At 59.5% G+C, this 26,184-nt stretch carries 24 protein-coding genes; 14 read left to right on the top strand and 10 right to left on the bottom strand.

The genetic code is table 11. From position 1 onward, the window contains the following. The first annotated feature begins 91 nt into the window (after positions 1-91). The 7 genes from DDE77_RS13335 to DDE77_RS13305 all read left to right on the top strand — a co-directional run bounded on the left by DDE77_RS13335 (position 92) and on the right by DDE77_RS13305 (position 5,728). On the top strand, positions 92-1,015 hold the full coding sequence (locus DDE77_RS13335; RefSeq protein WP_108397968.1) for an ABC transporter permease: 924 nt from the start codon (positions 92-94) through the stop codon (positions 1,013-1,015). After that, positions 1,015-1,935, top strand: a complete 921-nt coding sequence (locus DDE77_RS13330) for an ABC transporter permease (RefSeq protein WP_108397967.1) — start codon at positions 1,015-1,017, stop codon at positions 1,933-1,935. Before DDE77_RS13335 ends, DDE77_RS13330 begins: the two co-directional genes overlap by 1 nt. A gap of 3 nt (positions 1,936-1,938) precedes the next feature. Continuing rightward, complete coding sequence (locus tag DDE77_RS13325; protein WP_108397966.1) at positions 1,939-2,922, top strand: ABC transporter ATP-binding protein; 984 nt, start codon at positions 1,939-1,941, stop codon at positions 2,920-2,922. Beyond that, a complete protein-coding gene (locus DDE77_RS13320; RefSeq protein WP_108397965.1) occupies positions 2,922-3,941 on the top strand; it encodes an ABC transporter ATP-binding protein in 1,020 nt (339 codons plus the stop codon). The genes DDE77_RS13325 and DDE77_RS13320 overlap by 1 nt, the downstream gene beginning before the upstream one ends. Before the next feature lie 208 nt (positions 3,942-4,149). Then, a complete protein-coding gene (gene ykgO, locus DDE77_RS13315; protein ID WP_046105532.1) occupies positions 4,150-4,275 on the top strand; it encodes a type B 50S ribosomal protein L36 in 126 nt (41 codons plus the stop codon). A 238-nt stretch (positions 4,276-4,513) separates the two neighbouring features. Then, the gene (locus DDE77_RS13310; RefSeq protein ID WP_108397964.1) at positions 4,514-5,338 is read left to right on the top strand and encodes a manganese catalase family protein; all 825 of its coding nucleotides are present in this window, start codon (positions 4,514-4,516) and stop codon (positions 5,336-5,338) included. A gap of 9 nt (positions 5,339-5,347) precedes the next feature. After that, positions 5,348-5,728, top strand: coding sequence for an HIRAN domain-containing protein (locus tag DDE77_RS13305; RefSeq protein ID WP_108397963.1), 381 nt, complete (start codon positions 5,348-5,350; stop codon positions 5,726-5,728). A gap of 92 nt (positions 5,729-5,820) precedes the next feature. Here the strand turns inward: DDE77_RS13305 and pyk are convergent, their stop codons facing one another. Beyond that, positions 5,821-7,260, bottom strand: coding sequence for a pyruvate kinase (gene pyk / locus DDE77_RS13300; protein ID WP_108397962.1), 1,440 nt, complete (start codon positions 7,258-7,260; stop codon positions 5,821-5,823). Then, on the bottom strand, positions 7,257-7,829 hold the full coding sequence (locus tag DDE77_RS19925; RefSeq protein ID WP_342748572.1) for a DUF1036 domain-containing protein: 573 nt from the start codon (positions 7,827-7,829) through the stop codon (positions 7,257-7,259). The genes pyk and DDE77_RS19925 overlap by 4 nt, the downstream gene beginning before the upstream one ends. Positions 7,830-8,109: 280 nt before the next feature. Here DDE77_RS19925 and DDE77_RS13290 point away from each other — a divergent pair, with 280 nt between their 5' ends. Then, entirely contained in the window at positions 8,110-8,361 is a 252-nt protein-coding gene (locus DDE77_RS13290; RefSeq protein WP_108397960.1) for a DUF2312 domain-containing protein, read from the top strand. A gap of 5 nt (positions 8,362-8,366) precedes the next feature. Here the strand turns inward: DDE77_RS13290 and DDE77_RS13285 are convergent, their stop codons facing one another. Continuing rightward, complete coding sequence (locus DDE77_RS13285; protein ID WP_108397959.1) at positions 8,367-9,101, bottom strand: phosphatase PAP2 family protein; 735 nt, start codon at positions 9,099-9,101, stop codon at positions 8,367-8,369. An 86-nt stretch (positions 9,102-9,187) separates the two neighbouring features. Between DDE77_RS13285 and DDE77_RS13280 the strand changes: the two genes are divergently transcribed. After that, positions 9,188-10,123 carry a diacylglycerol/lipid kinase family protein gene (locus tag DDE77_RS13280; RefSeq protein ID WP_108397958.1) on the top strand — a complete coding sequence of 312 codons (936 nt, stop codon included), beginning with the start codon at positions 9,188-9,190 and terminating at the stop codon, positions 10,121-10,123. Continuing rightward, positions 10,120-10,947: a metallophosphoesterase family protein gene (locus tag DDE77_RS13275; RefSeq protein ID WP_108397957.1), complete on the top strand. Its 828-nt coding sequence runs from the start codon at positions 10,120-10,122 to the stop codon at positions 10,945-10,947. The genes DDE77_RS13280 and DDE77_RS13275 overlap by 4 nt, the downstream gene beginning before the upstream one ends. Here the strand turns inward: DDE77_RS13275 and DDE77_RS13270 are convergent. Both DDE77_RS13270 and DDE77_RS13265 read right to left on the bottom strand, forming a co-directional pair. Further along, a complete protein-coding gene (locus DDE77_RS13270; RefSeq protein ID WP_157959824.1) occupies positions 10,944-11,540 on the bottom strand; it encodes a hypothetical protein in 597 nt (198 codons plus the stop codon). The two genes, DDE77_RS13275 and DDE77_RS13270, sit on opposite strands and share 4 nt — an antisense overlap. Next, entirely contained in the window at positions 11,533-12,684 is a 1,152-nt protein-coding gene (locus tag DDE77_RS13265) for a hypothetical protein (protein WP_108397955.1), read from the bottom strand. Before DDE77_RS13265 ends, DDE77_RS13270 begins: the two co-directional genes overlap by 8 nt. A gap of 173 nt (positions 12,685-12,857) precedes the next feature. Here DDE77_RS13265 and DDE77_RS13260 point away from each other — a divergent pair, with 173 nt between their 5' ends. Further along, positions 12,858-14,009: a glycosyltransferase family 2 protein gene (locus tag DDE77_RS13260; protein ID WP_108397954.1), complete on the top strand. Its 1,152-nt coding sequence runs from the start codon at positions 12,858-12,860 to the stop codon at positions 14,007-14,009. 255 nt (positions 14,010-14,264) lie between these two features. Here DDE77_RS13260 and dxs read toward each other — a convergent pair whose 3' ends face one another. From dxs to DDE77_RS13245, 3 genes are all read right to left on the bottom strand, one after another. Further along, a complete protein-coding gene (gene dxs / locus DDE77_RS13255; RefSeq protein ID WP_281261306.1) occupies positions 14,265-16,196 on the bottom strand; it encodes a 1-deoxy-D-xylulose-5-phosphate synthase in 1,932 nt (643 codons plus the stop codon). Positions 16,197-16,333: 137 nt separating this feature from the next. Then, on the bottom strand, positions 16,334-18,040 hold the full coding sequence (mepK, locus tag DDE77_RS13250; protein WP_425430755.1) for a peptidoglycan L,D-endopeptidase MepK: 1,707 nt from the start codon (positions 18,038-18,040) through the stop codon (positions 16,334-16,336). Between the two features lie 194 nt (positions 18,041-18,234). Beyond that, the gene (locus DDE77_RS13245) at positions 18,235-19,929 is read right to left on the bottom strand and encodes a L,D-transpeptidase family protein (RefSeq protein ID WP_108397951.1); all 1,695 of its coding nucleotides are present in this window, start codon (positions 19,927-19,929) and stop codon (positions 18,235-18,237) included. Positions 19,930-20,178: 249 nt separating this feature from the next. On the opposite strand from DDE77_RS13245, the gene DDE77_RS13240 reads away from it, so the two are divergent. Beyond that, positions 20,179-20,784 carry a DnaJ domain-containing protein gene (locus DDE77_RS13240; RefSeq protein WP_108397950.1) on the top strand — a complete coding sequence of 202 codons (606 nt, stop codon included), beginning with the start codon at positions 20,179-20,181 and terminating at the stop codon, positions 20,782-20,784. A 62-nt stretch (positions 20,785-20,846) separates the two neighbouring features. Here DDE77_RS13240 and DDE77_RS13235 read toward each other — a convergent pair whose 3' ends face one another. Further along, positions 20,847-22,163, bottom strand: coding sequence for a GH1 family beta-glucosidase (locus DDE77_RS13235; protein ID WP_108397949.1), 1,317 nt, complete (start codon positions 22,161-22,163; stop codon positions 20,847-20,849). A gap of 161 nt (positions 22,164-22,324) precedes the next feature. On the opposite strand from DDE77_RS13235, the gene DDE77_RS19495 reads away from it, so the two are divergent. Further along, positions 22,325-22,582: a hypothetical protein gene (locus DDE77_RS19495; RefSeq protein ID WP_157959823.1), complete on the top strand. Its 258-nt coding sequence runs from the start codon at positions 22,325-22,327 to the stop codon at positions 22,580-22,582. A 42-nt stretch (positions 22,583-22,624) separates the two neighbouring features. Here DDE77_RS19495 and DDE77_RS13230 read toward each other — a convergent pair whose 3' ends face one another. Continuing rightward, positions 22,625-24,109: a sigma-54-dependent transcriptional regulator gene (locus DDE77_RS13230; RefSeq protein WP_108397948.1), complete on the bottom strand. Its 1,485-nt coding sequence runs from the start codon at positions 24,107-24,109 to the stop codon at positions 22,625-22,627. A 241-nt stretch (positions 24,110-24,350) separates the two neighbouring features. On the opposite strand from DDE77_RS13230, the gene DDE77_RS13225 reads away from it, so the two are divergent. Next, positions 24,351-26,153: a M3 family oligoendopeptidase gene (locus tag DDE77_RS13225; protein WP_108397947.1), complete on the top strand. Its 1,803-nt coding sequence runs from the start codon at positions 24,351-24,353 to the stop codon at positions 26,151-26,153. The last annotated feature ends 31 nt before the right edge of the window (positions 26,154-26,184 follow it).

The raw sequence follows: 26,184 nt of genomic DNA, 5'->3' as shown, positions 1-26,184 counted from the left end.
GCGGCGTCGCCCCTTGGGAGGGGCGGCGCCGCATTTTTGTTCATCGGCCCGCAAAAACAGCCGCGCAGGTGAATGTGAAAGGTCCTCGTCCATGGTTGGATATGTGACGCGGCGCGTGCTGTCGGCGATCCCGATAGCGCTGATTGCCGTTACTGCCTGTTTTTTCATTCTGCGGCTGGCGCCCGGCGGTCCCTTTGATGGTGAACGCGCGCTGCCGCCGACAACCCTCGCCAATCTGCGCGCGCACTACAATCTCGACCTGCCCTTGATCCAGCAATATTTCATCTATGTGGGCCGGCTGCTGCAGGGCGATTTTGGACCATCAATGGTCTATAACGACTTCACCGTCGCCCAGATGCTGTGGATCGGCTTGCCCTTTACCCTGATGCTGGGCTTTTCGGCCTTCATCATCGGCACGATCGTGGGGCTTGTTGCCGGTGCGCTTTCCGCGGTCAACCAGAACAAGTGGCCAGACTATGTGCTGGTCTTCCTGGTGATGATCGGGCTTGTGGTGCCCAACTTTTTGATGGCCGCCATCATGCAATTGGTGTTCGGGGTGTATCTGGACTGGTTCCCGGCTGGCGGTTGGCAGAACGGATCGCTGGCGCATCTGGTGTTGCCGATCACGGTGCTGGTGCTGCCCCATGCGGGGCGAACGGCTCGGTTGATGCGTGGGTCGATGATCGAGGTGCTGGGCACCAATTATGTGCGCACCGCCAAATCCAAGGGCTTGGGCCAGCGCCTGATCCTGGCAAGGCATGCCATCAAGCCGGCCTTGTTACCCGTGGTGAGCTATCTGGGTCCGGGGCTGTCCTACCTGCTGACGGGTTCGCTTGTTGTGGAGCAGGTATTCGCTCTGCCCGGGATCGGGAAGTATTTCATCAGCGCCGCGCTGAACCGCGACTACGGCCTCGTGCTGGGAACAACGATTTTGTACATGTTTATCATCCTGGCGGTGAACCTTCTGGTCGACGTCATCTATGCCTGGCTCGATCCCAAGGTGAGGTACAGCTGATGGCCGGGATCACTGGCAAGGACGCCGTCCTCACCGAATACGCCAACAGGCTCGAAACGCTGGATGCGCCCAAGGGCCGTTCGCTGACACAGGACGCCGTGCGGCGCCTGGTCCGCAACAAGGCCGCTGTGCTGTCGGTTTTCGTGGTCGGGTTCATTATCCTTTTTGCATTTGTCGGGCCGTATCTGCTGCCCTGGACCTATGACAAGATCGACTGGAACAATATCCGCCAGGGCCCCGACTTCGAGGCCGGGCACTTTGCCGGCACCGACCAGAACGGCCGTGACATGCTGGCTCGCATCATGCAGGGCACGCAGATGAGCCTGATCGTGGCCGGGGTGGCTACGCTCGTTTCGGTGTTCATCGGGGTAATCTACGGAGCTGTGGCCGGTTATTTCGGCGGCAAGGTCGATGCGGTGATGATGCGCTTTGTCGATATCATGTATGCGCTGCCCTATATCTTGTTCGTGATCATCCTCGTCGTGATCTTCGGGCGCAATCCGGTACTGCTGTTCGTGGGCATCGGGTGCCTGGAATGGCTGACCATGGCGCGCATCGTGCGCGGGCAGACGCTGTCGATCAAGGAACGCGAGTTCGTGGAAGCGGCCAAGGCGGGCGGCGCCAAGCCCTGGACCATCATCATGCGCCATATCGTTCCCAATCTGACCGGGCCCGTGGTGATCTACGCGACGCTGACCGTGCCCGAGATCATCCTCACGGAGAGTTTTCTTTCCTATCTGGGCCTGGGGGTGCAGGAACCGCAGACATCTTTGGGCACGCTGATCTCATTCGGTTCACCAGTGGCAGAGACACTGCCGTGGATGCTGATCGGGCCCGCCGTGGTGCTGGTGACGCTGCTGCTGTGCCTCACCTATATCGGCGACGGCCTGCGCGATGCTCTCGACCCCAAGGATCGTTGATTGATGAAACAAGTTCTTCACGTGGAAGACATGTCCGTCACCTTTGCATTGCACAACAGCGAAGTGCATGCCGTGCGGGAGATGAACTTTTCCCTGGCACAAGGTGAAACACTTGCCGTGGTGGGGGAGTCGGGTTCGGGCAAGAGCCAGGCCTTTCTCGCCATCATGGGGCTGCTGGCCAAAAACGGGCGAGCCGGTGGGCGCGCCATGATGGAGGACATCAACCTCATCGGCATGGAGCCCAACCAGTTGGACAAGCATCGTGGCAAGGACATTGCCATGATCTTCCAGGACCCGATGACGAGCCTTAATCCCACGCTCAAGATCAAGACGCAGCTGGGCGAAGTGCTGGTCAAACACCGGGGATTTGAGCGGGACAAGGCCGTTCAAGCTGCAACCGAAATGCTGGAGCGGGTGGGCATCCCTGAACCGGCCAAGCGCGCCAATGCCTATCCGCACGAGCTTTCGGGCGGCATGCGGCAGCGCGTGATGATCGCGATGGCGCTTCTTTGCCAGCCAAAGATCCTGATCGCGGACGAGCCGACCACGGCGCTGGATGTGACCGTGCAGGCGCAAATGCTTGATCTATTCAAGTCCCTAACCGAGGATTTCGGCACGGCGCTGGTTCTGATCACCCATGATCTGGGGGTCGTAGCCGGCGTCGCCGACCGGATGATGGTGATGTATGGCGGGCGTGCTGTGGAAAAGGGCACGACGGACGATTTGTTCTACGATCCGCACCACCCTTACACACTCGGGCTCTTGCATTCGACGCCCCATATCGCAAAGCGCGCCGAACGGCTCGACCCGATCCAAGGCCTGCCGCCAAGCCTTGAGAACCTGCCCAAAGGGTGCTCGTTCAACCCGCGCTGTGCCTTTGCGTTTGATCGGTGCCTTGTGGAGCGGCCGCCTCTGGCGCCAACGGAAAACGGGCGGGAGAAAGCCTGCCATTACGAAGGGCCCATGGCCTATGGAAAGGTCGCCTGATGGACCAGACCCCGATCAATCTGCTTGAGATCCGCGATCTCAGGAAAACCTTCTCGGTGGCAGGGGGGCTGTTCAGCCGACCGCTGACGCTGACGGCTTTGGAGAACATCAATTTCTCTATTCGCAAGGGCGAGACGCTGGGCATTGTGGGCGAGAGCGGGTGTGGGAAGTCCACGCTTGGTCGTTGCATCCTGCAGCTGTTGAGCCCCGATGAAGGGCAGGTGCTGTGGCTGGGGCAGGATCTGACCAAGCTGCCGGCCGAAGAAATGCGCAAGCGCCGCGCGGATTTGCAGATCATTTTCCAGGATCCGCTGGCTTCACTCAATCCACGCATGACGGTGGGCGAGATCATTGCCGATCCGCTGCGCACATTGCGGCCCGAGCTCAACAAGGAGCAGCGGCGCGGGCGCGTGCTCAAGATCATGGAAGCGGTGGGCTTGCTCCCTGAAATGATCAACCGCTATCCGCACGAGTTTTCGGGCGGGCAGGCGCAGCGTATCGGAATCGCCCGGGCGCTGATCACCGAGCCCAAGCTGATCGTTTGCGATGAGCCGGTATCGGCGCTGGACGTTTCGATCCAAGCGCAAATCCTTAATCTCCTGAGCGAACTCAAAGATGAGTTCGGGCTGACGCTGATCTTTATCTCACATAATCTGAGCGTCGTGCGGCACGTTTCGGACCGCATCCTGGTGCTGTATTTGGGGCGGATCGTGGAGCTGGCGACGGGCGACGAGATCTATGATGGGCCGCGCCATCCCTACACACGGGCGCTGCTGACGGCGGTGCCGATCCCCGATCCTCGACTGGCGCGACAGCGAAATATCGACGCGCTCAAGGGCGAAATCCCATCGCCGATCAACCCGCCTTCGGGCTGCACGTTCCGCACGCGCTGCCGCTTTGCCAAGCCCTATTGCGCTGAACACCGCCCGCCGCTCGAGACGATCGAGGATAACAGGCTGGTGGCTTGCCATCGCTGGCGCGAGATCGAAGTGCCTGAGGAAGCGGTGCTCGGAGTATAGCGGCTGGATGGTGCGACGCCCTTGTGGCTCCTTGTGCTGAGCATGAGGGCGACTTAGGGGGAACAAGATCAGGTGACGTGCGGGTTACTCAGGGAAAAGGGTAAAATTGGCCGTTCTGCCGCGTTGACAGCCCCGCGCAATTTCCCTATGAAGACGCACAAGTTTCGGGCGCCTTGGCGCCCCTTTTATTTGACCCGAGGATATACCGATGAAGATCCGCAACTCGCTGAAGGCGCTGATGACTCGCCACCGCGCGAACAAGCTCGTCCGCCGTCGCGGCCGGGTGTACATCATCAACAAGGTGGACAAGCGCTTCAAGGCCCGTCAGGGCTAAGCGTTCCGCGACAGAGTAGAATGACAGAGCCCGCGCAAGCGGGCTTTGTTTTGTCTGGCATGCTATTCACGACAGGTGGTGCAGGTGAGTTTCGCCAACTGCGCTATGGCGCTATTGAGCTCCGGCGGGGTGGGCATCCGCAGCGTAGAGCCGAGGTTAAGGTCTATTAACTTGTGACTGCCCGGCAACCGAGCCGGAGCGCAGGTATTGCGGACGGGACAACCAAGGAGTCGTCCCCATGTTCTACACAGACGGTAAGCTGCAGTATCCCGTACGAGTTGAACGCCCCGATCCTGTTTTTGCGCGTGCTCTCCAGCAGGCAATTGGCGGCGTTGAAGGCGAAATTCGCGTCTGCATGCAATATTTCTTTCAAGCCATGGGTGCCCGTGGCAATCCCAAGTTCCGCGACCTTTTGCTGAACACGGCGACCGAAGAGCTCGGGCACATCGAAATGCTAGCTACCGCGGTTGCCCTAAACCTTGAGGGCGCGCCGGTTGGCGATCAGGAGCGAGTGGCAGATGATCCGATCGCCGGCTCTGTTCTGGGCGGCGTGAACCTCAAGAACATCTTGTCATCGGGGCTTTCGGCCATGCCGGTCGACTCGGACGGCGTGCCATTCGACATGTCCCATATCTATGCCAGCGGCAATATCGCGGCCGACATGACCTCCAATATCGCAGCCGAGTCCACAGGCCGCGTTCTGGCTGTGCGCTTGTACAACATGACCGACGATCCGGGAATGAAGGACATGCTGCAGTTCCTGATCGCTCGCGATACCATGCACCAGAACCAATGGCTTGCGGCTCTTGAGGAGCTTGGCGGGGCAACGGAAGTGTTCCCGATCCCCAACAGCCATCCTCAGGACGAAGAAAAACGCGAGTTCAGCTATTCCTATCTCGGCTTCAAGCAGGACGGGAGCGAACCGGCGCCGGGACGCTGGTCGGAAGGGGAATCAATCGACGGGAACGGAACGTTCGAAACGCGCAACATGGAACCCCTTGGCGAAGAACCCAATCTGGGCCTCGCACGACCCGGAACGGGTGCGCAAGCCGAACAGCTCTAGGAGGCTATCATGTACCGTCGCGCTTTTGTTGCAGGAGGGGTAGGGGCTCTGGCAACAGTGCCCTTGTCTGCTGCGGCAAATTCGTCTCCCGCAGGAGGCAGTTCGCGCAAGTTGATGGACAGCTACGTGACCTCGATCGACGCGAACGCGATGGCAGATCTCATGCCTGGTACACCCCTGACGCTCCGTCGAGACCCGCAACGTCGGTTCGAACCAGCCCATGCTGTGGCAGTTCTCGCCGGAGAACGTCATCTTGGCTATCTCCCGGGCACGACCGGGAAGCTCGTTGCTCCCTTGTTGGACAGCGGTCTTGCCAAGCTCCATGGCAGCGCCACTCGCATCCGGAAGGGTGAACGGCCCGTGATCGACCTCGAAATCTACATCGGCTGATCAAATGGCGTTGCCCAGTGCGGCGCTGTTCTCATGCACCATAGAAAAGGCCCGCACTTGGCGGGCCTTTGTTTGTTTCGCTGTTGAGCGGCTTAGCTGGATCCGGCGCCGTCCTGCCGAACGAACGCGATGCGCAGCATGTTGGTAGCGCCAGGGGTGCCCAGGGGAATGCCGGCGGTGATGGCGACGCGGTCACCAGGCCGGGCGAAGCCTTCCTGATAGGCGATGACGCAGGCGCGATCGACCATGTCTTCCAGCGACACGGCGTCTTCGGTCTGGACGCAATGAACGCCCCAGACGACCGACATGCGACGAATGGTGCGCATATTGGGCGAAAGAACAATGATGGGCTTGCTTGGCCGTTCACGCGCGGCGCGGATGCCCGTAGAGCCAGACGCCGTATAGGTGACGATAGCGGCAAGGTCGAGCGTTTCAGCGACTTGGCGGGTAGCGGCCGAGATGGCGTCGGCGGCCGTTGCTTCGGGTTCGGTCTGGGCGGCGCGGATGATGTTGCGGTAATTGGCATCGCCTTCAACCGCCACGGCCACCTTGTTCATGGTGGAAACCGCTTCAATCGGGTACTGGCCGGAAGCCGATTCAGCCGAAAGCATGATAGCGTCAGCGCCTTCAAAGACGGCGATGGACACGTCGGAAACCTCAGCGCGGGTCGGGACCGGCGCCGTGATCATGGATTCCAGCATCTGCGTCGCGACCACTACCGGCTTGCCGTAGCGGCGGCACATACGGATCATGCGCTTCTGCAGCCCAGGAACGGTTTCAAGCGGCAGTTCAACGCCCAGATCACCGCGCGCCACCATGATGGCGTCGGAGAGCTTGACGATTTCCTCAAGCCGCTCGATGGCCTGGGGCTTTTCGATTTTAGCCATGACGCCAGCGCGGCCCTGCACGATCTTGCGGACATCGATGATGTCTTCGGGGCGCTGCACAAAGGAGAGGGCGATCCAGTCAGCTTCGGCCTTGAGACCTTCGAGCAGGTCCGCATGGTCTTTTTCGGTGAGGGCGCCGGTGGGCAGGAGCGTGTCGGGCAGAGAAACGCCCTTCTTGTCGCTTAGCTTGCCGCCATAGATCACTTCGGTTTCGATCGCGCCATTGCCGACTTTGGTAGCCTTGAGCGCAAGCTTGCCGTCGTCGAGCAGGAGGCGATCGCCGACTGAGACGCTTTCGATGATTTCGGGGTGGGGCAGATAAACGCGCTCGGTATTGCCGTTGTCGTCCTTTTGGCTGTCGAGCGTGAATTTCTGGCCCGCAACGAGGTTGACCGAGCCACCAGCGAACTTCCAGACGCGCAGCTTGGGACCCTGAAGGTCGACCAGGATGCCCAAGGGGTGGTTGAGGCGCTTTTCAACGGCCCGGATCCGCGCAACGGTCTGGTGCAGAAGCTCGTGGCTCGCATGGCTCATGTTGATGCGGAACACATCAGCACCAGCCTTGGCCAGCTCCTCGATCATTTCTTCTTCGTGGCTGGCTGGCCCCAAAGTCGCGAGGATCTTAGCGCGTCTCAAGCGTCTCATTGCGTGTCCGTTCCATCGGTCGTTATGTCGTCCTGCGGCGCATCGGGTGATGCTTCGTCGGGGTCGACAAGGAATGTGGGATCTTCAAGATCTTCGCCAGCTTCCGGGCCGACGATGGCAGCGCCGGCATTGTCCTCGGTCAGCTGCAAAGTCCAGTCGGTACGGTTCTGGGTATCAATTTCAAAGAAACCGGTGCGCTCATAGCCGCGCGCGAGGCAATCCTCAACCCCGAATATGGTGAAGGTTTCATCGCGCGTGCACATGAAAACCGAACCTTCCCAGGCTCCGCCGCTGATATCATCCACTGCGTAGATGTAATAAAAACGACGCTGCAGATCGCCCTGGTAAAGGACACGGCAGTCGCCCGGAGGAGCCTGCCACCAGCCTTCGCTCATCCAGCCCCGCTCGGCGCGATAGCCCATCGAAACAGAAACCATGTTCGCCGTCTCGTTGCAGACGCGCAGATCCGCTTTCGCCGGGGTGGCAGAAAACGCCAGGCTTGCGCCGATTGCGCCGATCAGGAGGAGGCCGAGCCGGGATGGAAGCAAAACTGTGCCAAAAAAGGTCAAGAAAACGTGCCCTGTTTGAACCGATGGTGACGCATAGGTCAATGGGAAAAGGGGCGATTCGAGGGAATTGGCGCCGCACCGGCCCATGTGCGTGTGTATAGGCCCACAAAGGGGTTGAACCGAGGGCGTGAGTGCTGTTCAAGCAGCGCTTGATCAAGAACGAGACGGATCGCTGAGCGGTCCCCCCTATATGCCGGGGCTGCGTTCCACACCGATTATAAACCATTGCTGAGCTTATGCAGTGCCGTGAGCATGCATCAGCTCACAGGCGGAGAAGCTTATGGCTGAGATTACTGGTGACAACGTCGCTGCGGACGAGCTGCGGCAGTTCATTGAACGCATCGAGCGCATGGAAGAAGAAAAGGCGGCGATTTCCGCAGATATCAAGGAAATTTTTGCTGAAGCGAAGGGTCGCGGGTACGACACCAAGGTGTTGCGGCAGATCGTGCGTATTCGCAAGCAGGACGCCAACGAGCGTGCCGAGCAGGAGGCGATCCTGGACCTTTATATGCAAGCGATCGGCATGTCCTAAGGACGCTAGTCGGGCTGCTGCGCCGGCGTCTCAACGGCGCCTGTACGCTGCAGCTTGAAGGCAATGGCGCTGCACAGCATGGCCCAGGCAGCGCCCAAGCACCAGCCCGCTAAGATATCGCTGGGGTAATGCACGCCCATGTAAAGGCGGCTAAAGCCCACTATCAGGGTCAGGAACACGGCGCCCGCAATGGCAAAGATCTTGAGGTTGCGGTAGGGCGCCAGCCGCGCCAGCACCGCGCCGATCGTCAGGAACGTCACGGCCGACAGCATGGCGTGGCCGCTGGGGAAGCTGGCGGTGAATTGCTGGGACATGGCCGTAAGGTCCGGTCGGGGGCGGTTATACCCCATCTTGAGGAAGGTGCTCAGAAGCGTTCCGCCAATCACGGACACGATGAGCAGTAAAGCTGCCGATTTCAGGCGCACCATCACCAGATAGGCGCAGACGCCAACCACGGCGAGGCCAAGCAGAGAAAAGCTGCCCAATGCCGTGATGTCGCGGACCATTTCGTGCACCCAATCAGGCCCGACCACCTGATCAACATTGTTGGGATCGCGAAACAGCATCAGGATGGAATTGTCGAAGGCCTCGGTTTCGCCTTCGACCACTTCATCTGCAAGGCTCAAAAAGGCCAGCAGAAGACCGCTTGCTGCTGCAATGGCGGCGAGGAGCCAGATCTCGGCTGAGACGAAGTGCTGGACGCGCTGGTAGTGCTTATTGGCCAGAAGGCGATCAAACATCGAAGTCATTCTCTTGCTTGGAACGCAACGTCTCACCTCAGCGCACGTTCCCTCTCCCAGGGGGTAGTCATCAGGATGCGACGAGCATGACGCAAGCGCCATATTATGTGATCTTAAATGCCAATGCGGGAACCGCAAATGCAACCGGCATCACGCCCGAGGCGCTGGAGCAGATATTTGCCGCCCATGGCATGAGTGCCATTGTTGATGCCGATACCGAAGCAGGCATGGCGGCGCGCACGGAGCGGGCGCTGGCGAGTGGCGCTGAAACCATTGTGGCTGCAGGCGGCGATGGCACCATCACTGCCCTTGCGTCCGCCCTTGTCGGCACCGATCGCAAGCTTGCGATCCTGCCCTTGGGAACGGTCAATGCCTTGGCCAAGGACCTCCATGTGCCGCTGGATCTAACGGATGCAGTTGCGGCTCTGCAAACCGGAGAAGCCCGGCGCATCGATGTGGGCGAGGTCAATGGCCGCATTTTTCTCCATAAGGTGGTGGTTGGGCTGATCCCCAGCCTTGCCGCTGGACGCGAAAAAATTCGTGGGCGCTATGATGTCTCGGCCAAGATTGGATTCATGCGCTATATGTTCCGGCGCATTTCAAGAGCCAAGCGCATGGCCGTGGCAATCGAGACCGATACCGGCACTCGTCGGGTCGAGCGCGTGCAGGCTCTGGCGGTTGCCAGCAACGCCTATGACGAGGGGCTGGGGCAGTTCTTTTCCCGGCAAAGCCTCGATCGTGGTACCCTGACGCTTTATGTGCTCAAGCATTTTACAGTCCGTGATTTCTTTCGACTGACCACCGGCATGCTGTTTGGCAATTGGCAAAGCGACGAGGCGCTCACCATGGAGACGGTCAAGTCCGTGACCATTAATGCGCACAAATCGCTGATGAACGTCATGTTCGATGGCGAGGTGATGAGCTTGCAGACGCCGCTAGAGTTCAAGATCCGACCGTTGGCGCTGAACGTGCTGGTGCCACCGGAGGGCGCAGAAGTTCTGGAAGGAGAGCAGGTAGCGTGAAGATCGTGCATATTTCTGATTTGCACTTTGGCCATCATGACCCGATCTTGGCCGAGGGCTTTGCCGCCGATATCAATTCGCTGAACCCTGACCTTATTGTTGCCAGTGGTGATTTCACCCAGGTCGGTACGGAAGAAGAATTCCAGCAAGCACGTGCCTTTCTCGATATGCTGACCGCGCCTGTTTTTGCCGTTCCGGGCAATCACGACGTGCCGGCGATCAACATCTTCCGGCGGTTCCTTAATCCTTATGGGCTCTATCGGAAGTATATCGCGAGGGATCTCGAGCCTTATCTGGAGATGGATGGCGTTGTGCTGGTGGGCATGCGCACGTCTCGCCGGGCCCGGCTGGAATGGAATTGGGGCCATGGCACGATCTCCCGCGGGCAGCTTGAGGATTTGGACGAACGCTTCGCCCGGGCCTCACCAGACGCGGTGCGCGTCATCGTTGCACATCACCCCTTGCTGTTTCCAACCCAGCCGATGATGCAAAAGACCAAGCGTGTGAAGCGGGCTGACGAGGCGCTGGCGACCTTTGCGCAATTGGGCGTGCGCCTTGTGCTCTCCGGGCATTTCCACCTTAGCTATGTGCGCAAGCATGAGAGCCTTGATGCGGCGCGCGAAGGCCAGCCTATTGGGGTGAGTAAATCGGTGGTCGCACCGATCCTTGTGGCGCAGGCCTCATCGGCAATCTCGACGCGCTTACGTGGCGAGGCAAACGCCTACAATCTCATCGACATCAATCCCGAGCGGATCACCGTTACGGTGCGCGAGTGGCAAGAAGGGCAATGGCGCACCCGCGACAAGGCCAGCGAGCCCGTTTAGGCGGGTGATAGCCGCGCCGAGATCAGCTTGACCGATCGCCAATAGGTGTTGTGGATGCCGGGCGAGGTTTCGATGGCATTGGGGAAATCGAGCCGCAGATCGAGATAGCCATCCTTGATGGCGCTCGCGGGAACGCTGAAGCGGAAGGTCTCGGTAGCTTCAGGACCCAACAGGGCTTGGCCGATCGGCTCCTCTCCGGCAAAGAGCCTGATGTCTCGATTGCCTGCGTCGTTGAGGTTGATGCCCTTGAGGACTAGCTCGAGCTCGAGATCCTGTTGCGGCCCGACGGCGAAGCGCATGCGCGAAGTTTCCCCCAAGGATTGCCGGCCATCATCATTGGGGCTTTCCCAGCCGCATGGCAAAAGCTCGCGGGCAGCGTCCCTGTCGCCAGCGGAGGTGAAATCCACGGTTTCGCCGAGGGCGTAGTCTGCGGTGACCGGCTGAGGCAGGCAGGTGGTGCTGCGAGTAATGTAGTAGGCGCGATAATTGTCTGACACGTTGGGGTGGAGCGCCTGCCAAAAGACAACGAGTTCGGCTGCGGCAAGCAGCGCGGCCAGGGCATAGATAGCCACTACCTTGGATCGACTAGACAAGGGCAATGTTGCCTCCCAGCCAAGCCAGCGTCGTGAACCAGGCACCTACCAGCATAACGAGCATGGAGAGGATGAAGAGCCAATTGTATCGGGCGAGCAGCGTCATCAGGGTAATGGTGAGTGGGGCCATGCCGGTCATGAAGCGGAGCATGGAGGCCAGGCCCGCCATAAGTGGAACAATGATGGCGAGCAGCGCAAGAATCGCGGCTGCCCATTGCCGGCGCCATGCCAGGACACCGGTGAGCGCCAAGCCAGCGCAGGCAGAAAGGGCGAGGATTTGCGAGGGCGAGAGGCGAAAGCCTTCTGATGGGAAATTGGTGAGGCCGCGCCAGAGGTAAATAGCGGGATTGTCGAACTGACGTCCCCAGGCGCGCTGGACATGGCTAAAGGCGAGGCCATCGCCGACCCAATAGTTGAGAAAGGCCATGTAAACAAAAAGTCCCAGGGGCGCGACGAAGATGGCCAGCACCAGCTTGTGCTGGCTCAGAATACCCCAAACGACACCGCGCCAGGTTCCGTGAGTTCGCCGGTAATCAACCAGTGCCTGCATGCCGATTGATATGGCGACGAATACACCGACAATGCGGGTGGCCGAAAGAAGGGCAGCAAAGCCAGAAGCGGCGAGATAGTCCTTGTTGCCCAGTGTTCGAAACACCATGGTGGTGAGCAGCACGAACATCACTTCAGTGAAAAATGTGGTGAAGTAAAATGAAACAGGCCCGCTCAGGATAAAGGTTGCATAGAGCGCATAAGCTTTGCGATCCCGACCCAATAAAGGCCAGGCAAGGACCGTAGCGGCATAGGCGACGCATAAGGACACCAGGCTCCCCACGACCACAGTGGGCAGGGGGATGAGCTTGGCGATGATGCCTACCAGCATGGGATAGAGGGGAAAGAACGCCCAATTAGCGGCGTTGCTGCGATTGGGGGTAGGGAATTGGTGGTAGCCGCCTTCCGCCATCAGCACATACCAGTCGCAGTCCCACCGGCAGAGCTCATCGAAATAGCGAATGAAGGGCTCGTCGGGGACTTGATAGCGAAACGCCAGAAAGCGAATGGCTGTGCCAAGCAGCAGAAAACCAAGTGGAAGCAGCAGGACAAAGGATGTCAGCCGATCCTTTTGCTGAAGAAGGGTCGCGTCCAAGAATTGTCTCCGCACCGCCACACTGGCAGCCTGATTGACACAGAACTGGGTTTATACGAATTGCGGCAGGCGCAGGGCTGGTATTGCATCATCGCAAGCACATGAGAAGCAATAAGGTGCTTTATTCCTTGCACCCTATGTAGCGCTTGAGCGCTGGAGCCAAGTACCTTCTGATGTCGACGGCTAACGAGAAGCGTTTATCTTCCCCCGTCTCGGTTCTTCCGGACGTTCAATTTCAGCCACCGCAACTGGCCGTCATTGTTCCTAGCTACAATGAGCGGGACAATATCGAGCTTCTCTATGAGAAAGTTGCGGTGGCGCTCGGGAGCACGCCTTGGGAGATGATCGTCGTTGACGATAACAGCCCTGACGGTACGGCCGAAGTGGTGCACGAGCTGTCGCTGGTTTACAGCAATATTCGTTGCCTGCGGCGCTTTGGCCGGCGCGGCCTTGCATCGGCCTGTGTTGAGGGCATGGCTGTGACGGCAGCGGCCTATGTGGCGGTGATCGATGCTGATTTGCAGCATGACGAGGCCATCCTGCCCGAGATGTTGCGCAAGGCGATGGACGGCGCGGACCTGGTTGTGGGTTCGCGATTCATCGAAGGCGGATCGGCTGGCGAGGGGCTGAGCGAAACGCGGCTCTCAGGCAGCCAGTTTGCAACGAGAATGGCCGGGATGATTGCAGGACAAGCCGTGAGCGATCCCATGAGCGGGTTTTTCCTGATCCGCCGGGAGGCTGCACTAGCGGCCGCGCCCAAGCTGGCAAGCGACGGATTCAAGATCCTGATCGATTTGATCGTGACATCGCAGCGCATGGGCAAGCCGCTCACCATAGCCGAAGTGCCCTATACGTTCCGTCCACGCCATGCGGGCACCAGCAAAATGAACCCGCTGATCGTGATCCAGTATCTGGGTCTTTGGGTTTCCAAGCTAACCAATGGCATGTTGCCGCCGAGCTTTTTGCTGTTCGGGCTGGTGGGTGGCACAGGCGTGGTTGTTCATCTGGCAGTGCTTGGCCTGTTCAGTTCCACATTCGGGCAGGGCTTCCTTCTTTCCCAGGTGGCCGCAACCCTGATCGCGATGACCTGGAATTTTGTGCTCAACAACAATCTGACCTATGCCGATCGCAAGCTGCGCGGCTTTGGCCTGGTCAAAGGCCTTTTGAGCTTTTTTGCGATCTGTGCGCTGGGCGGGATCGCCAACATCTCGGTTGCGAACGCAATCTACCAGTTTGACCACCATACGATGATCGCGGGCCTGTCTGGGGCGATCATGAGCTCGGTGTTCAACTATGCGGTGACCCGGGCGTTCACCTGGAAGTAAGGGGTGAGTATGACCTCTGAGTTTCGTGGCAATTTGGCTTATGGAAGTGACAGTTAAGGGACGCGCTAGCGCCTGTTTACTGGAGCTGAAGCGCGTCTGGCTTGGCGAAAGACTCCTGGACCTTATGGTTGACGCACCACGAGGTCGGGCGAGTGAAGGCTTTGTGCCACGACCTCGTCCTTCGACAGGCTCAGGATGAGGTCTACTTGGGAGCCCAGGGTCCCAGAGATGAGGCGACGACTATGACCGTCTGCATTAGCTGATCTGGCCCAGGGCGGCGGCCATGGCGGCTTGGTCATAACCGAGGGTGGTCAGCGCCGCGGTGACGATGCCGGCACGATCAAGCCCGGCAGCGGCATACATGTCGGCCTGGGTGGCGTGCTCATCGAAGCGGTCAGGGATCATCAGCGGGCGGAAGCGCAGCTTGCCGTCGAGCAGGCCATTGCTGGCGAGGAAGGTTGCGACGTGGCTGCCAAAGCCGCCAATGGAGCCTTCTTCGGTGCTCAGGAGCACGTCATGCGTCTGGGCAAGGCGCGCGATCAGTTCTTCGTCGAGCGGCTTGAGGAAGCGCGCGTCGGCGACCGTGGGGTTAAGACCCAGCGCTGCCAGCTTGTCTGCAGCGGCTAGAACTTCGCCCAGCCGCGTGCCGTAGCTGAGAATGGCTATGGTTGCGCCCTGGCGCACGATTCGTCCCTTGCCGATGGCAAGCTTTTCGCCCCGAGCCGGCATTTCGACGCCCATACCTTCGCCGCGCGGGTAGCGGAAAGCGATCGGACCGTCGTCATAGGCAGCAGCGGTTGCAACCATGTGGCGCAGCTCGGCCTCATCCGCCGCAGCCATCAGCACCATGCCGGGCAGGGCGCCAAGATAGGCGGCGTCGTAATTGCCGGCGTGGGTTGGGCCGTCGGCGCCAACAAAGCCGGCGCGATCGATGGCGAAGCGCACTGGCAGGTGCTGGATCGCCACGTCATGCACGACCTGATCATAGGCGCGCTGCAGGAAAGTCGAATAAATGGCACAGAACGGGCGCATGCCTTCGCTGGCAAGGCCAGCTGCAAAGGTAACAGCGTGCTGTTCGGCTATGCCGACGTCGAACACACGGGTGGGGTGCACTTCACCAAACTTGTCGAGGCCGGTGCCTGCTGGCATGGCGGCATTGATCGCGACAATACGCGGATCGTCATCGGCTTCCTGGATCAGCGTTTCGGCGAACACATTGGTGTAGGACGGAGCGTTTGAAACAGCCTTCGCTTGCGCACCGGTGATGACGTTAAACTTGGAAACGCCGTGGTATTTATCGGCGGCGTCTTCGGCCGGGCCGTAGCCCTTGCCTTTCTTGGTTACGACATGGACCAGAATCGGGCCTTCGGTTGCGTCGCGCACATTGTCGAGCACAGGCAGGAGGTGATCGAGGTTATGGCCGTCGATCGGGCCAACATAGTAGAAGCCCAGTTCCTCGAATAGCGTACCGCCGGTAAAGAATGAACGCGCGAATTCCTCGGTGCGCCGGGCCGGCTCATGAAGGAATTGCGGCAGCTTGCTGACCACCGACTTGGCCTTTTCGCGTGCGCCGCGGAATGCAGGGCTCGATACCAGCCGCGCCAGATAGGCGCTCATGGCACCAGTTGGGGGCGCAATGGACATGTCGTTGTCGTTTAGAATGACGATCAGCCGGGCGTCCATAGCGCCGGCATTGTTCATGGCCTCATAAGCCATGCCGGCAGACATGGCACCGTCGCCGATAATCGCGACCACGTGACGTGGTGTTTCCATCATGTCACTGGCGACCGCCATGCCAAGGCCTGCCGAGATCGAAGTCGAGGAGTGACCGGCTCCGAAAGGGTCGTATTCGCTTTCAGCGCGGCGGGTAAAACCGGAGAGGCCGTTTTTCTGACGCAGGGTGCGCATGCGGTCGCGCCGCCCGGTCAGGATCTTGTGGGGATAGGCCTGATGGCCAACATCCCAGATAATGCGGTCACGAGGCGTATCGAACACGGCGTGGAGTGCCACTGTGAGCTCCACTACGCCTAGCCCGGCGCCGAGATGGCCCCCAGTGACGGAGACGGCATCAATCATTTCCGAGCGCAGTTCATCTGCCAGCTGGCGCAGATTTTCGCGCGGCATAGCCCTGAGATCGGCCGGAACATGTACGGTGTCGAGCAGCGGCGTGGAGAGCTTGTCGGCCAAGCGGGCAGTCCTTCGGCAGGAGGTGTTACAACAATCTTTAGGCTTGGCACGTCCGGTTTGCAACCAAGGCAAATCCCCTGCGCATGACGCAGCAGGGGATCGCATAAGAGAGGCAGGCGCCGAAATTGCGGCGTGGACTAGTTGGCGAGAGGCGCCGCAGGCCGAGCCGGGACAAAGCTCGTGTGCGAAAGCGGCTGGGGGAAGTCGCCGACACGCAGCACAGGAACTGCTTCGCCCAGCTCCGTTGCGGGGCTAAAATCGGCTTCGTCATGATCCCAGATCACGGCGAAATGATCCGAGGTCAAGGCAACGGGCGCAGTGAACACATCAGCGACATGTTCCAGATCCGGTGCAACAAGGTTGCGTCGACGCAACGTCTCTGGCTTTGCCTCTTTGGCGATGTGGCCGGCCAGAGCCGCAGCAACAGGTTCGTCCTGCCGCGCAGCGCTGAAGGTTTGGTTGAACAATCCAGCAAGGGCACTGGTCACGCCGCTGCCGCCCAGGGACGCGGTGTGCACGCCGGTAGCCGTGGTGAGAGGTGGCAGGACCGGCAGACGCTTGGTTGGGCTCGGCGGTGCTGCAGGCTTGGTTGTCGCGGCAGTTTCGCGCTCGATGATGAGCTCCAAGGCGCGTTGTGCTTCGGGATCTTGGGGGATCGGGGGCAAGTAAGCCGTCACCATCTCCGGCTCTGGATCGGTCATGTGCAAGCGGGGTTGCGGCATGGGAGCGGTGAGCGCTGCGAGAGCCGTAACCGCGTCTCCTGAGGGGAGGGCAGAAGCTGTGGCAAGCCTAAGCGTTTCGGACTTCGCCAGCGGGAAGGGGATTTCTTTGGGCGTAACCATTTCGGACGGATCAAGCGGAGCGCTGCCGGAGGTGCCAAAGGGAATGGCGATGGGTGCCGCTTCGGCAATATCCATGCTCGCCGCTGCGCCGCCCAGGCTGGCCGGGCGCATAGCAGGAATGGGTGGGGACATCTGCGGAATGGCAGGCTGAGGCGCGGCAGCCGCCATCTGCACCGGAGCAGGAGTGGGTGCTGCAGGTGTGGGCGATGCGGCTGATCTGCTTGGCACAGGCTGTTGTTCCTTGCCGCCAAAGAACATGTCCATCAGCGTGCGGCCGCTGCCGCCATTGGATGCGACCTGCGTACCGGACGAGCCGCCATTGCAGGGATAGGCGTGGCAGGTTTTCCATTGCGCCAGAGCGATCTGGTAGCCTTCCTGGGACAGGGGCTTGCCATCGGTCGGCAGGTGCATGGTACGCCCGTCCGGGAAAATTTCTTTAAGTTGAGCACGCGTCATGCGCGGCCAGGCGCGAACGGAGCCGGTGTCCAGATGCACAAAGGGGCTGCCGGAAGTGGGGTAGTAGCCCACGCCACCGACCTGCTTGCGCATCGCGGCTGCGCGCAGTTTGGGAAGTGGAACGCCGGGGATAAAAAAATCCATGGCGTTGCCCTTAGTGTGCTGGGAGTTTTCGGCCACGCCCGAGGAGGATTCACGCAGCATGGCATTAGTTTTTGGCGAGCGGTAAGCGGAAACAATGTTGACCGGCTGGGAGGCGCCCACTTCCTGGTACACTTCCCAGATCAGGTCAAACAGGCGCGGGTCCATCTTGGTGGGTTCGTTCCGGCGCCAATCGCGCAGGAAGTAATTGAGCTCGTTGAGCCCGGATTGGACATACTTCCCGTTGCGCTTGAAAACGATCCGGGCCGTTTCCTTGGTGTGGGTGTAGTAGAGGTAGAGCGAACGCTCGGTGGCTGCCGCGGCGGGAACCACTGCCTGAGGCATGATGAGTGAGATGCTCACTAGGGCAGACAGAAAAAGCCGCGCGATATGGTGCCGTTTCAAATTCCCGTTCCCCGCAACGCAATACCAGGTCTGGCTGGTGCCAGATGTTGAGTGAAATTAGCGGGAAAAAGGATCGAAACTGTTAACACTAACAAGTCTGCAACTCCCCAAGGCTGCACTCCTCACGCCAATGTTATTAAGTGCAAAAGCAGGCGCAACCAAGGCGAAATTATTAAGCGGGTATTAAGCCGGTCCTATGGTGCAACAGAGGCGTCGCTGGCATCGGCTACGATCTGTGGCGTTTGCGGCGCAGGTCCCAGGCCAAGCGCAGCAATCAATTGAGCATTGTGGCCATAGATGTCGTCAAAGGAGCGCAGCGTGCCGTCGGCCTGTGGGCGCACGGTGAAATAGGCCAGATGCACAGGGATTTGGGTCAGCGGATTCACCCAGCGCTCAGAGGGGCCGAACATGGCCTCCAGGGAGTCCCGGCTGATATTGGGCTCGTTGGCCATCAGCGCATCGGCGAATTCCATTGGGTTCTGCACGCGGATACAGCCATGGCTCAGCGCGCGATTGTTGCGGGCGAAGTAGGCCTTGGAAGGTGTGTCGTGCAGATAAACGTCGTGCTTGTTGGGGAACAAGAACTTGATCTGGCCCAGAGCATTGTTTTCACCCGGGCGCTGGCGGATTTTGAAGGGGAAATAGCTGGTGCTGACCATGGACCAGTTGACCTGCCAAGGGCTAACGGGGCTGCCTTCATAGAGAAGATCATAATTGTGGCTGTCGATATAGCCGGGGTCGCGCAGCACAGCTGGAGCGAGTTCGTTTTTCACGATCGAGCTCGGCACGTTCCAATAGGGGTTCACCACGATGTGCTGAATGCTGTCCGAGAAAATAGGCGTCTGGTGCTTGATGCTGCCGACCACAACCCGGGTGCTGTATTCCTCTGAGCCAGCACGATTTATCGCGAGGCGATATTCAGGAATGTTCACAAGGACGTGGAAATCGCCGAGCTCGCGCGGCATCCAGCGCCAAAGCTCCATGTTGGCGATGATGTCAGCTCGGGTAACAGGGGCGCCGCCATTGATGGCGGTCAGCGTTGCCGGGCCCATGACGCCGTCAACATCGAGGTTCAAACTCTGCTGAAACGACTTCATCGCTTCCACGAGCGCATCATCGTAGACCAGCCCGTCCGTCGGGGGCAGGTCGAAACGGGTGCGCAGCGCAGGAACGCGTGCATCGCTCATGCCGGGCTTGAGGGTCGGGCCAGAAGCAATGCGCAGGGGGGCTGCTTCTTCTTTTTCGTTGAAGTTTGCCAGGGCGGCCTTGAGGGCGAGGAATTCGGGGTGTGTAGGTTCCAGCGCCTGCAGAACTGGAACCGGGTCATCGCTGCTTGCCAATTGCACCAGCAAAGCGGCTTCATCAAGCTTTTTGGGCTGGATATCGAATAGGGGGCTCACCGATTGTGGGGCAAGCCGGCCGGTATAGATGTGCGTCGCATAGCGCATAGTGGCACGCGAGAATGCCGTTTCCAACGCGGCCATCTTGGCCGGATCACCCTTGGCTGCAGCAACGTCAAGGTCAGGCGTTAGATAGTCGGATGGGCGCAGACCTTCGAGTTCTGCCGCTTCAAAGAGCTTAAGGATTTTCTGAGCGGGCGCGGAAAAGGAAAGCTCGCCGTTAGGGGCCTCGTCAAGCCAGATCGGCTCGAAATGGCGGGCGCCATAGAAGTAGTACAGCTTTTGAGCTTCGTTGAAGCTTGAGCTGCTTTTCTGAGCAGCCGCATAGGCGGCTGCCAGCCCCGACTTGATCGTTTGGCCGAGTGCTGTTTGTGGTGGCGCGATGATCACCGGGCTTGTGGCAAGGGCTGCAACTTCTTGGCCAGCAGCAGGAAATACCGGGGCGGCGCCAGCAAGAAGGGCGGCCAAGCAAACCACGAACTTGTTCATAAGAGCTCCACGCACTGCAACGCTTCGCCTTCATTCTACTGCGCCAAAGCTGAACGCAGACTGAGGGCTCAATGCTCGTCATCAATACTCTGCAAACCTTAACAGGAGCAATCATTCGCAAATTTGTGAGCCCGGGTTGTGCTCGCTTTGCAACGGTGCTGCGGAGCAAAGGGAGGTGTGCTGGCAGGCTTCCAAGCCGCTAATTGGTGCGCATTGCGCCGATGCGATGCAATCTGGTAATTTAGCTGGATGACGATCACAGACCCATACTCCCTTCTCGGCTTGCCGCGCGAAGCCGATGAAGCTGCCATCAAAGCTGCCTATCGGCGGTCTGTGCGGGTCGCTCATCCTGATCGGGGAGGCGATGCCGACCAATTCATCGCCATCGTGCGCGCGTTCGGGGTCCTTTCCGACCCGGTGAGCAGGCGGCTGTTCGATGAAACGGGACAGATCGACGAAGATGGCGTCCGAGATTACCGTCAGGAAGTGGCGGTGGTTTTGGCCGATATGTTCGACACTGCAGTTACAACGGCGCTGGGGCTGGCGCTGCCGCTTCAAAGCGTGAATTTTATCGAGCAGATGGTGTCGGTGGTGCGCACGCAGATTGCTGATGCCGAGGACAAGCGCTCAAAGAGCGATGCAGAGATCAAGGCGTTGGAGGGGCTTCGCGCCCGCATCAAGCGGCGTGATGGGGCGGCCAATCTATTCGTGGAGCGGCTGAACGAGCAGATCAAAGGCAAGGTGCAGGCGCACCGCGTGTCCTTGCACCGCCTCTCCCTGCTGGAGACGGCGGCCTTGGAGCTGGCGAATTATGACTCCGAGGTGGAGTTGTTCTCAGCCCTGGATGTCGCCTGAAGCAGCTTCCCCTAGAACCTCCCCGCTGCTTGATCTATCCAGCAGGGATGGTGTTGAGGCTGCTACCGGGTGTTGTGGAGCATGCCCTGGAAGGCACGGTAGCTTGCCTTGGGCGTGCGCTTCTGAGTCTGGTAATCGACATGGACCAGGCCAAAGCGTTTCTCATAACCTTCTGCCCATTCGTAATTGTCGAGCAGTGACCAGGCGAAATAGCCACGAACATCGGCACCTTCGGCGCGGGCCGCGAGCACGGCCTGCAGGTGCTCGTCGTAATAGCGAACGCGGCGCGGATCGTCGTCCCCCTCCACTTCGGCCATGCCGTTCTCTGTCACGTAGAGCGGAATCTTGGTGTATTCCCTGGACACACGAACGAGCAGGTCGCTTAATCCCTTAGGGTAGATTTCCCAGCCTATATCGGTTTTTTCGAGATCGCCCTTGACCTGTTCCACAACGTGACCGCCCGGGGTGGTCGGCGCACGATAAAGGCTGCGTGTGTAATAGTTGATGCCGAGCCAATCGAGCGGGCGGGACACGACAGCCATGTCGTTCTGGTAGTTAGCCGGCAGGTGATCGCCAAGCCAGGCAGTCACTTCCTCCGGGTAGGCGCCTTTTAGGACGCCGCCCAGATACCAGCGGTTGAATATCGCATCGCCCATATTCATAGCCGCAATGTCTTCGGGTGCGTCCGAAGCTGCTTCAGCCTTTTCGAGGTTGAGAACAATGCCCAGATTTCTCGCACCATTGGCCCGCAGGGCGTCAATAGCAGTGCCATGAGCAAAGAGAACATGATGCATCGCGCGTGCCGCTGCGCGCATATCGCGATAGCCGGGCGCATGGATGCCAAGATAGTGGCTGAGGAAGGCGACGCACCAGGGCTCGTTGATCGTGGCAGTGGCCTGTAGACGATCGCCGAATTTTTGCGCAACAAGGGCCGCGTAATCAGCGAACCACCCGGCAATATCGCGGTTCATCCAGCCGCCGCGGTCCTGTAGAGCCGAAGGCAGATCCCAATGGTAAAGCGTGGCATAGGGTGCAATGCCGCGCTCCAGCATGCCATCGATCAGGCGATCATAGAAATCAACGCCAGCCTGGTTCACAGCGCCTGTTCCTTCGGGAAGGAGGCGTGGCCAGGCAAAGGAAAAACGATAGGCGTCAAGGCCGGCATCTCGAATAAGGTCGAGGTCCTGCGGCCAAAGTTCGTAGTGATTGCAAGCGATCGCGCCAGTGTCGGCGTTCTTGACGTTGCCGGGCGTGGCGGAGAAGCTGTCCCAAATGGAAGGACCGCGTCCGTCGCGCTGGCCACCCTCGATCTGATAGGCGGCTGTGGCGGCGCCGAAGGTGAATCCTGGGCCAAAATCCTTGCGATCAACAGTAAACATTTAAGCTCCTCCGCCCCGCCCTTTTCGCGCTCAAAGCGGGCAATACCGCAGGTTGTTAGTCAATGCAATCGATTGCATAGATGAGTATGGGTTGTAGCGGCTTAACTTAGTTAACGGCGGACGCAGCTGAATTTTGGTAGGAAAGGCGGTGGGGAGCCCACATGATCACCTCCCGCATAGTCGATTGCCAAAGCAGGATTATCAATCCCAGCAAAATCGTTATTTCGCGCGCGAGTTCGCCGGAGGATGCGGCTTTTAAGGCGTTGGGTGAAACGCTGGTTCGCAGTGGTAGACGAAGCGATCTGCGAGCGCGCGTCTATTTACAGCGTTCCAACCAGCCGCTGACCATGGTGCGTCTTTACGCCAACACGAACGACCCGAGCAGACCTGCCGGCCCCTCGCCATCTCTAGTTTTCTGAGCAGGTGGCTTGCCTAGACGAGCCGGGCAGTAACGCGGCTGGCTAAGCCGCGTCGTGAATCATTTCCTCGGCCAAGCCATATTCATGCAGCTTGCGGTAAAGGGTCGAGCGGCCGATCTTGAGGGCACGGGCAACGCGGGACATGCGCCCGCCATGGTGCTCGATGGCAAAGACGATCGCGGCGCGCTCGATTTCAGCAAGCGCTGCGATCTCCCCAGAGGGATCAAGGAACCGGTCATGGTGGATGGGTTGTTCCGCAGCCAAACGGGGGCGGGATGGCGCCGTGTCGATATGGGTCGGGGCGGTTGCGACGGGTACGTTCTCGATAGCTTTGGCGGCGATCTCGCGACCATTAGCCTGGGCCACGATCTGAGGGAAATCGACGGGCTCAAGAAAGGCGCTGTCGGTCAGCACGACGGCTCTATACACGGCGTTTTCGAGCTGGCGCACATTACCGGGCCAGCTATAGGCCATCAAAAGGGTAAGGGCGGCTGGGGAAATGCCCAACACGCGCTTGCCGACTTCTGCGGCGAAGCGGGCGATGAACATCGAAACCAGTGCCGGCACGTCTTCCATGCGTTCGCGCAAAGGGGGCGTGTAGATGGGGAAGACGTTGAGGCGATAGTAAAGGTCTTCGCGGAACTCGCCCGTTTTCGCCAGATTGAGCAGCCGCCGGTTGGTGGCCGAAATCAGCCGCACATTGATGCGCTCAGGGCGGGTGGCGCCGATCGGCACAATCTCGCCTTCCTGGATCACGCGCAAAAGCTTGGCTTGCGTGTCGAGCGGCAGTTCCCCAACCTCGTCAAGGAAGAGCGTTCCATTGTGCGCTTCGGCGAACTTGCCAGAATGGTCTGCAATGGCACCACTAAAGGCACCCTTCTTGTGCCCGAACAGCACGGATTCAATGAGATTGGGTGGAATCGCGCCGCAGTTGACGGTGATGAACGGCTTGCCGGCGCGTTCGCCTGAGCCCTGGATGATGCGGGCGATCAGTTCCTTGCCCACACCGGTCTCGCCTTCGATGAGGACCGGGATGTTGTTCTTGGCCGCCTTGCCGCAGAGCGAAAGCACGCGCGCCATGGAAGGGGCCCTGGCGATCATGTCGGCTGATGTGTAAGTGCCAGACTTGCGCGCATGTTCTGCACGTATCGCCGCTTCGAGTGCATCAAGCTTCATGGCGTTGCGCAGCGAAATAATCAGACGCTCGGGGGAAACGGGTTTGACGAAATAGTCGGCAGCGCCATTGCGCATGGCCGAGATAACCATTTCGAGCGAGCTATTGGTGGTCTGGACGATCACTGGCGTTGTCAGGCCTTCCCGTCGCATGATGTCCATCACGCCCATGCCGTCGAGGTCGGGCATGACAAGATCGAGAATCATGGCGCCGATGTTGCGATCGTCGCGCAGGATCGTCAGCGCCTGTTCGCCGCTCATGGCCAGCACCGGCTTGAAGCCGGCACGATTGGCCACCTCCGCGGTGAGGCGCAATTGAACCGGATCATCGTCGACTACGAGAACGCGCGTCATCCAAACTCCGAAAGTAATATTCACGGCACGATTCGTGTGCCGTTTTGGGAACAGCATGGGGGGACGGTCTTAAGACGGGATTAATCATGGAGATTTGTGTGGCCGAGACACTCGCCCGATACTCCATCGCAGCGAGAGGTTAGGTGGCGGCTTTCCCAAACAGCGATTGATCCAAAATGCTTTCCATCGCTTGCCTGCCTCGCTAATGTCCGCGCGCCCCTTGACCAGCCGGAGATTTGTGATGACCGAGACCGACCAGAGGAGCCACAACCAGTTCGGCGCCCTGCCTGTTTGGGACCTCAGCGACCTTTATCCCGGCAGGGATAGCGCCGAATTCAAGGCGGATCTGGACAAGGCCAAAGCGGATGCCGCCCGGTTCGAAGCGGCGTACAAGGGCAAGCTTGTTGAGCTGACTAGGGCCGGCAAACTCATCACGGCAATCAAGGACAGCGAGAAGCTGGGCGACCTTACCGGCAAGATCGGCTCGTTCTCGTTTCTGCAATATGCGCAGAAATCGACTGACCCGGACCGCGCCAAGTTCATGGGCGATACCAACGAGGCGCTGACGAACCTTTCAACCCGTGTGCTGTTTTTCGAGCTTGAACTCAATCGGATCGACGATGCCGATCTTGAAGCAGCCTTCTCGGCTGATCCGGAATTGGCGCGCTATCGCACGTGGTTTGCCGAGTTGCGCAAGGCCAAGCCGTACCAGCTCGACGACAAGCTCGAAGAACTGTTCCACGACAAATCTGTAACGGCCTATTCCGCCTGGAACCGGCTGTTTGACGAAACACTCTCGAGCCTTGAGTTCGAGGTGGATGGCGAAACGCTCAATATGGAAGCGACCCTCCACCTCTTGAGCGAAAAGGACGAGAAGAAGCGCGAGAGCGCCTTCAAGGCTCTAGGTAAAACCCTTAGGGCCAATGGGCGCCTGTTCACGCACATCACCAATGTGCTTGCCAAGGACAAGGAAATTTCTGACCGCTGGCGCGGCTATGAGGACATCGCCGATAGCCGGCACATGGCCAATTCGGTGGAACGCGAAGTGGTGGATGCGCTGCAAAAGGCGGTCACTGACGCCTATCCGCGCCTCAGCCATCGTTACTACACCATGAAGGCAAAGTGGTTTGGTAAGGATAAGCTTAACGCCTGGGACCGTAATGCGCCTCTACCAACGAGCGACGAGCGCGTTTGGGACTGGAGCAGCGCCGTGTCCACGGTAATGGAAGCCTATGGGCAGTTCTCGCCCAAGCTGGCGGAAGTCGCGGAGCCTTTCTTCAATTCGGGCTGGATCGATGCGCCAGTGGGCGAGGGCAAGCTGTCCGGCGCTTTTGCGCACCCAACCGTGCCCAGCGCCCACCCCTACCTCATGCTCAACTATATGGGCCGTTCGCGTGACATAATGACCCTAGCGCACGAGCTGGGTCATGGCGTGCACCAGCGGCTGGCGGCAGCGCAGGGACCCATCCTCAGCAACACGCCTCTGACGCTTGCCGAAACAGCGTCGGTATTCGGCGAAATGCTAACCTTCCGCTCGCTGCTCAACAAGACGACCGATCCGCAGCAGCGCTTTGCCCTGCTTGCGAGCAAGGTCGAGGACATGCTCAACACCGTGGTGCGGCAGATCGCCTTTTATACCTTTGAGCGGCGGGTGCATACTGCTCGCCGGCAGGGGGAATTGCGTACCGAAGAGATCAACCAGATCTGGCTTGATGTGCAAAAGGAATCGCTGGGCGACGCGATCGTGCAGAACGAGGGATATGAGACCTTCTGGGCCTATATCCCGCACTTCATACACTCGCCCTTCTATGTCTATGCCTATGCCTTTGGTGACTGTCTTGTGAACTCGCTATATGCACAGTATGAGAAGGCTAACGAGGGCTTTGCAGAGCGATATTTCGAGCTGCTCAAAGCAGGGGGCAGCAAGCATCATTCCGAACTTCTGGCGCCATTTGGCCTTGACGCAAAGGACCCGCAATTCTGGTCCCTCGGCTTGTCGATGATCGAAGGTTTGATTGATGAACTGGAAGCCACAAGCCCTTGATCGGCGTTGAACAAGCAACGCACGGAAAAGC

Origin of the sequence: Devosia submarina (genome assembly GCF_003056345.1) — a bacterium.
GTDB classification, from domain to species: domain Bacteria; phylum Pseudomonadota; class Alphaproteobacteria; order Rhizobiales; family Devosiaceae; genus Devosia; species Devosia submarina.
The sequence above is the reverse complement of the archived record's forward strand: the minus strand, read 5'-3'. Positions and strand labels throughout refer to the sequence as shown.

Coding starts and splice junctions, on each gene's coding strand:
- DDE77_RS13335 (WP_108397968.1), top strand. CDS start 92: ATGGTTGGATATGTGACGCGGCGCGTGCTGTCGGCGATCCCGATAGCG.
- DDE77_RS13330 (WP_108397967.1), top strand. CDS start 1,015: ATGGCCGGGATCACTGGCAAGGACGCCGTCCTCACCGAATACGCCAAC.
- DDE77_RS13325 (WP_108397966.1), top strand. CDS start 1,939: ATGAAACAAGTTCTTCACGTGGAAGACATGTCCGTCACCTTTGCATTG.
- DDE77_RS13320 (WP_108397965.1), top strand. CDS start 2,922: ATGGACCAGACCCCGATCAATCTGCTTGAGATCCGCGATCTCAGGAAA.
- ykgO (WP_046105532.1), top strand. CDS start 4,150: ATGAAGATCCGCAACTCGCTGAAGGCGCTGATGACTCGCCACCGCGCG.
- DDE77_RS13310 (WP_108397964.1), top strand. CDS start 4,514: ATGTTCTACACAGACGGTAAGCTGCAGTATCCCGTACGAGTTGAACGC.
- DDE77_RS13305 (WP_108397963.1), top strand. CDS start 5,348: ATGTACCGTCGCGCTTTTGTTGCAGGAGGGGTAGGGGCTCTGGCAACA.
- pyk (WP_108397962.1), bottom strand. CDS start 7,260: ATGAGACGCTTGAGACGCGCTAAGATCCTCGCGACTTTGGGGCCAGCC.
- DDE77_RS13290 (WP_108397960.1), top strand. CDS start 8,110: ATGGCTGAGATTACTGGTGACAACGTCGCTGCGGACGAGCTGCGGCAG.
- DDE77_RS13285 (WP_108397959.1), bottom strand. CDS start 9,101: ATGTTTGATCGCCTTCTGGCCAATAAGCACTACCAGCGCGTCCAGCAC.
- DDE77_RS13280 (WP_108397958.1), top strand. CDS start 9,188: ATGACGCAAGCGCCATATTATGTGATCTTAAATGCCAATGCGGGAACC.
- DDE77_RS13260 (WP_108397954.1), top strand. CDS start 12,858: ATGTCGACGGCTAACGAGAAGCGTTTATCTTCCCCCGTCTCGGTTCTT.
- DDE77_RS13245 (WP_108397951.1), bottom strand. CDS start 19,929: ATGAACAAGTTCGTGGTTTGCTTGGCCGCCCTTCTTGCTGGCGCCGCC.
- DDE77_RS13240 (WP_108397950.1), top strand. CDS start 20,179: ATGACGATCACAGACCCATACTCCCTTCTCGGCTTGCCGCGCGAAGCC.
- DDE77_RS13235 (WP_108397949.1), bottom strand. CDS start 22,163: ATGTTTACTGTTGATCGCAAGGATTTTGGCCCAGGATTCACCTTCGGC.
- DDE77_RS19495 (WP_157959823.1), top strand. CDS start 22,325: ATGATCACCTCCCGCATAGTCGATTGCCAAAGCAGGATTATCAATCCC.
- DDE77_RS13230 (WP_108397948.1), bottom strand. CDS start 24,109: ATGACGCGCGTTCTCGTAGTCGACGATGATCCGGTTCAATTGCGCCTC.
- DDE77_RS13225 (WP_108397947.1), top strand. CDS start 24,351: ATGACCGAGACCGACCAGAGGAGCCACAACCAGTTCGGCGCCCTGCCT.